Genomic DNA, 616 nt, shown 5'->3' with positions numbered 1-616 from the left:
ACCGCGAGGATGCCGGTCACGCCATGCTTGGCGGATTCCGCGTCGGCCGACTCTTCCTTCGAAATGTATTCAACTGCTACAACCATTATCGTTCCTGCGTTTCTGAGGTTTCGCCGATTGATTTCGGCAAGGCTTCGGCGCGGCGGCGGCCGGTGAGGGCCGCCGCATTCCACGCCTTATGCGTGCCAAGGACATGCGGTTCCGGAAACCGCGGAGCGGCACTTGCCGCGGACCGTCACTCGCCGCGGGCCGCCATGATGGTCTGGATCTCGTCCTCGTTGATGCCGACCATGGCCTCGCCGAGGTTCTCGGACAGGCGCGCGAGCAGATCGGCGTCCTGCCAGTTGGCGGTAGCCTGCACAATGGCGGCGGCACGCTTGGCCGGATCGCCCGACTTGAAGATGCCGGAGCCGACGAACACGCCTTCCGCACCGAGTTCCATCATCAACGCGGCATCAGCCGGGGTGGCCACGCCGCCGGCAGCGAAGTTGACGACCGGCAGACGGCCGTTGTCGTGCACGTACTTGGCGAGGTCGTACGGCACGGCCAGCTGCTTGGCGGCCTCGTACACCTCATCGTCGCGCAGGGAGACGAGCTCGCGGATCTGCTTGTTCAT

At 65.1% G+C, this 616-nt stretch carries 2 pseudogenes; both read right to left on the bottom strand.

Annotated features, from left to right (window positions below):
- A pseudogene (locus B3C64_RS08430) lies at positions 1-86 on the bottom strand (pyridoxal 5'-phosphate synthase glutaminase subunit PdxT); the annotation flags it as partial.
- Positions 87-235: 149 nt separating this feature from the next.
- A pseudogene (locus tag B3C64_RS08425) lies at positions 236-616 on the bottom strand (pyridoxal 5'-phosphate synthase lyase subunit PdxS); the annotation flags it as partial.

It is taken from the genome of Bifidobacterium sp. UBA6881 (genome assembly GCA_002451435.1).
In the GTDB taxonomy this organism is placed as follows: domain Bacteria; phylum Actinomycetota; class Actinomycetes; order Actinomycetales; family Bifidobacteriaceae; genus Bifidobacterium.
Note: the sequence above shows the minus strand (reverse complement) of the source record. Positions and strands in the feature narration are given on the sequence as shown.